This is a genomic window from Rhodococcus sp. BS-15, assembly GCF_000813105.1.
Taxonomy (GTDB): Bacteria; Actinomycetota; Actinomycetes; order Mycobacteriales; family Mycobacteriaceae; genus Rhodococcoides.
The window spans coordinates 1-4062 of record NZ_BAOX01000373.1; the positions used below are offsets into that span (position 1 = coordinate 1).

Genomic DNA, 4062 nt, shown 5'->3' on the forward strand with positions numbered 1-4062 from the left:
CCCTGGACCGGCCCGCCGCCGCTGCCGATTCGGTGTCGGCGATCTTCGCCTCGAACGACTCGGCGACGGTGACTGCCGACCGCGCGGACATCTTGCTCGTGGAAGACAACGTCGATCTGCGGAACTATCTCGTGCGCTTGCTGATTGCCGAAGGTTGGTCCGTCACCGCGGCAGGAGACATCGACAGTGCTCTCGAACGGGCGCGATCGGCGAAGCGGGGCTCGTACTGTCCGACGTGTTGCTTCCAGGCCGCAGCGGACTGGAACTGGTCGACGACATACGGCGTGACAACATGCTGAAGCGGGTACCGATCATTCTGTTGACCGCCCGCGCAGGAACCGACTTCGTGCTCGACGGCCTGGGACGAGGGGCAGAGGACTACATCGTCAAACCGTTCCACGATCGGGAACTCGTGGCCCGAGTGCGCGTTCATCTCGAACTGTCCCGCATGCGTGAGCAATTGATCGACGAAAGCGACAACCAAGCGTCGACGCTTCGCTCGGCTCTCGACACCCGCGGGACGATCGGCCGCGCGGTCGGAATCCTGATGTCGGTGTACCGCATCGACGAAAATGCCGCGTTCACCCAGCTGACCGACCTGTCACAGAACTCCAACCGCAAGACCCGCGACCTGGCGACGATGATCGTCGACGATTTCACCGCCGGGCTCGGCCGAGAGCGTCAGTGATTGCGGCGATAGTTCTCGCGTTCCCGTTCCAGTTCGGCCGTCTTCTTCTCGCTCTTCAGATCGGCCGGGAGCCCGTGGATTTCGAGGCGTCGGGCCCGGTTCTGGTCCATGTACGCCGCTGTGTAGAACAGCGCGAGCAGCAGACTGAGCAGCACCATGGAGGCGCGTAGCCAAATCGCTCCGGGGAAGAGGACGAAGAATCCGATGAAGATCGGCAGGAACGGAATCATCGATCGCAGGATGTGACGCGGCGTCGCACCCGGCCCGACGAGATCGCGTCGAACCCACTCCTGCATCGCGTCGGGGAGTTTGCGGCCGAGGACGGCGTAGCCCAGCCATTGGCCGAAGGACGGACGGGTGCGAGTCGGGCGAGTGTTCACGACAATGCTCCTGCTGCGATGGCCGCATCGTTGACACGGGTGAGGACGCGTCGCAGCTCGTCGAGCTCGGCGAGTGACGCGCCGAGCTTCGCCACGACGGCGGGTGGAATTCTCTCGGCCTTCTTGCGGAGCGTGGCCCCGGCCGGAGTGAGCGCGACGAGCAGAACGCGCTCGTCCTCGGCGCTTCGATTGCGGGTGAGCAACCCCATCGACTCCAGACGCTTGAGCAGCGGCGAGAGGGTGGGGGAATCGAGTTGCAGTGCCGATCCGATGGCTTTGACCGACATCGGCGACTCGCCCCACAGTGCCAGCATCACCAGATACTGCGGATGCGTCAGTCCCATCGGCTCGAGCAGTGGCCGATACACCGACAGCACGGCACGGTTGGCGACGGCGAGCGCGAAGCAGACCTGACGATCGAGCGCGAGTGGATCTTCGGTGGTCGTCACGGGGCCCAGGCTACCAGAATTAGTTAGTGCACTAACGATTAGTGGACGATGCGATGCCGAAAGTCGCAACTCGATGCCTGAAAGATGTTGCAAAGAAGGGCGAATGCTCGTGCGGTGAGGTGTTGTCAGAGTCCCGGTCGGTCCGAATCGGATGGATCTTCGTTCGGCATTCCATCCGGTCGGTTGCTGTGCAATGCTCCATGCACTTCGCCGTTTTGTTGTGACAAATCCCGCCCTATGACAACTCCCGAGAGGATCGCCATGCGTCGTCGACGCATCTTCACCCCGTTCGTCGTCGCAGCAGCGCTGTCCGTGTCCTCGGTGGGCGTCGCGACGGCAGATCCCGTCGAGCCGGTCGCTCGGATCGTCGACACATCGATCGCATCGGAGACCCTACGAACGCTGAGCGTGGAATCGCCCGCGATGGGGGTCGTCGTCGAGGTCCAGGTGCTCACCCCCGCAGCGAGACCCGGACCACGGCCGACGCTCTACATGCTCAGCGGCATCGGCGAAGAGGACCCCGACAACAGCATGTGGCTGCGCAAGGGCGGAGCGGCCGAATTCTTCGCCGACAAGAACGTCAACGTCGTCCTACCCCTGGCCGGACCGGGCAGCTTCTACACCGACTGGCAACGGGACGATCCCAAACTCGGCCGATATCAGTGGGAGACGTTCCTGACCGAGGAGCTTCCGCCGCTGATCGACGCCGCCGTCGACGGCAACGGACGCAACGCGATCGCCGGACTGTCGATGGGGGCACAGTCGGCCATGATGCTGGCCGCACGCAACCCCGACCTCTACTCCGGGGTGGCGTCGTACAGCGGTTGTTTCGCCTCCTCGGAACCCATGGGGCAGGCGAGTATTCGCGCGATCGTCGGAGCATTCGGCGGAAACGCCGACAACATGTGGGGTGGCCCGCTCGATCCTGCCTGGGTGCAACACGATTCGGTGGTCAACGCCGAAAGCCTGCGCGGCACCGACGTGTACGTATCGGTGGGAACAGGAGCGCCGGGACGGCACGAAAGCTTCGACAGCGTAGAGGCATTGGACGTGGTGGTGCTGGGTGGAATCATCGAGGTGGGCGCGAACTACTGCACCCACCGACTGGCCGATCGACTGAGCCAGCTGAACATTCCCGCGACGTTCGATTTCACCGAGACCGGAACTCACTCGTGGCCGTACTGGGTGGAGCAGCTGCCCAAGAGTTGGCCGACATTGGCTGGGTCGCTCGGGATCTGAGCCGGCTCAGCTGCGGTTGCCGTCGCGAAAGTCTTTGGGGGTGCAGCCGAACCGGGTGCGGAATGCGCGGCTGAAATGGGCCGGGTCGGTGAATCCCCACGATGCCGCAAGTGCGCCGATCGTGGTGCGGCCGTTCTGTGGCTCGCACAGTGCCCGCTTCACGCCGTCGAGTCGCTGCATCCAGATCCATTCACTGGCGGTGCACGGTTCACCGGCGAACGCTCGATGAACCGTACTCAGCGACAAGTGCAGCGAGGCCGCAACTTCCGTCACCGTCAGGTCCGGATCCCGCAGCCGCGCCGTCATGGCACGCTTGATCTCGCCCAGCCGTTCGGAGGCTGCGTAGGGCGCAGGCTTCTCGACACCGGTCAGCCCGACCAGGCCAGCGACCAGGATGTACTCGACGCTCTGCGAGACGGCCTCGGTAGAGGCAGTGCTCATGTCGACATCGTCCATGATCGACGAGATCATGCTGACGAGGAGTTTCCCTGCCCCGCGGCGACCCGAGACCGCTCGCGCGGTCAGGGAACCCGTGTCCTTCACGAGCGTTCGCAGCGTCGCACCGGGAAGCATCAGCACGTACTGGGAGAAAGGGTCGTCGAAACGAAGGGTGTACGGACGCGTCGAGTCGTATAGCGCGAAATCTCCTGGCTCCAGAACTGCCGTCCGTTCGTCCTGGGCGATCAGCCCGGTTCCCGACGTCTGCACACTGACCAGAAAGTAGTCCTCACTGGTTCGGGAGATACCTGCAGGCGTCCGCAGCACGTTCTGGGCCGTCGCGGTCACCCGCGACAAACCGAGTGTCGCGAGCCCGGTGGATTCGATGTGCCCGGTGATCGTCGACGCGTCCTCCGGAATCGTGCATTCGAGATCGACATACGTGCGGCTCACCGCCGCCGTCCAGAAGTCGACGCTGTCGGCCTGGTCCACCGAATCGGTGCGCAGCGGATCGCCCATGTCAGGTACCTCCCGTCTCGTCACAGAGTAGAACGCTCTGCAGCGGTGCGCAGTAGACCTGTGCGGTCGTGGCAACCGAAGTACTCGAAGTGCTGTTCCTCCGCTGCGGCGACGGTGACCTCGTGATAGAGCCGCAGTGACGCCGCAGGACCCATCGTGGACAGATACTTCAGCGCAGCAGCGAAGATGGCCACGTGCGTCGGATGGGACTCGGCCCACGACTCCAATTCGCTCAGACTGCGCCACCAACTCATGCCGAACGACTTGTCGGTTTCGACGCCGTTGTCGTCGACCACCGTCATGTATCGGTTGGCGAAGCAGCCGATGTCGAGGCCGTCGTCGCGAAGAA

At 63.8% G+C, this 4062-nt stretch carries 7 protein-coding genes; 3 read left to right on the top strand and 4 right to left on the bottom strand.

The features are described from left to right. Both RHBS_RS29290 and RHBS_RS25220 read left to right on the top strand, forming a co-directional pair. Nucleotides 1–299 (top strand): hypothetical protein (locus tag RHBS_RS29290; RefSeq protein ID WP_187298627.1); only part of this gene is annotated, 299 nt, incomplete at its 5' end. Further along, nucleotides 236–688, top strand: a complete 453-nt coding sequence (locus tag RHBS_RS25220) for an ANTAR domain-containing response regulator (RefSeq protein WP_187298628.1) — start codon at nt 236–238, stop codon at nt 686–688. The genes RHBS_RS29290 and RHBS_RS25220, both read left to right, overlap by 64 nt. On the opposite strand, the gene RHBS_RS25225 is transcribed toward RHBS_RS25220, so the two are convergent. After that, the gene (locus RHBS_RS25225; protein WP_128646787.1) at nt 682–1068 is read right to left on the bottom strand and encodes a DUF5313 family protein; all 387 of its coding nucleotides are present in this window, start codon (nt 1066–1068) and stop codon (nt 682–684) included. The two genes, RHBS_RS25220 and RHBS_RS25225, sit on opposite strands and share 7 nt — an antisense overlap. Continuing rightward, nucleotides 1065–1517 carry a MarR family winged helix-turn-helix transcriptional regulator gene (locus RHBS_RS25230; protein WP_128646788.1) on the bottom strand — a complete coding sequence of 151 codons (453 nt, stop codon included), beginning with the start codon at nt 1515–1517 and terminating at the stop codon, nt 1065–1067. The genes RHBS_RS25225 and RHBS_RS25230 overlap by 4 nt, the downstream gene beginning before the upstream one ends. 237 nt (nt 1518–1754) lie before the next feature. Between RHBS_RS25230 and RHBS_RS25235 the strand changes: the two genes are divergently transcribed. Continuing rightward, complete coding sequence (locus tag RHBS_RS25235) at nt 1755–2756, top strand: alpha/beta hydrolase family protein (RefSeq protein ID WP_237669689.1); 1002 nt, start codon at nt 1755–1757, stop codon at nt 2754–2756. Between the two features lie 6 nt (nt 2757–2762). On the opposite strand, the gene RHBS_RS25240 is transcribed toward RHBS_RS25235, so the two are convergent. Together RHBS_RS25240 and RHBS_RS25245 are read right to left on the bottom strand one after the other, a co-directional pair. Next, nucleotides 2763–3713, bottom strand: coding sequence for a helix-turn-helix domain-containing protein (locus RHBS_RS25240; RefSeq protein WP_128646789.1), 951 nt, complete (start codon nt 3711–3713; stop codon nt 2763–2765). Nucleotides 3714–3733: 20 nt separating this feature from the next. Continuing rightward, nucleotides 3734–4062 (bottom strand): phenylacetaldoxime dehydratase family protein (locus tag RHBS_RS25245; RefSeq protein WP_145977605.1); only part of this gene is annotated, 329 nt, incomplete at its 5' end.

Excerpts from the sequence above, each read along its gene's own strand:
- RHBS_RS25235 (WP_237669689.1), top strand. The coding sequence starts at position 1,755 with ATGACAACTCCCGAGAGGATCGCCATGCGTCGTCGACGCATCTTCACC.
- RHBS_RS25240 (WP_128646789.1), bottom strand. The coding sequence starts at position 3,713 with ATGGGCGATCCGCTGCGCACCGATTCGGTGGACCAGGCCGACAGCGTC.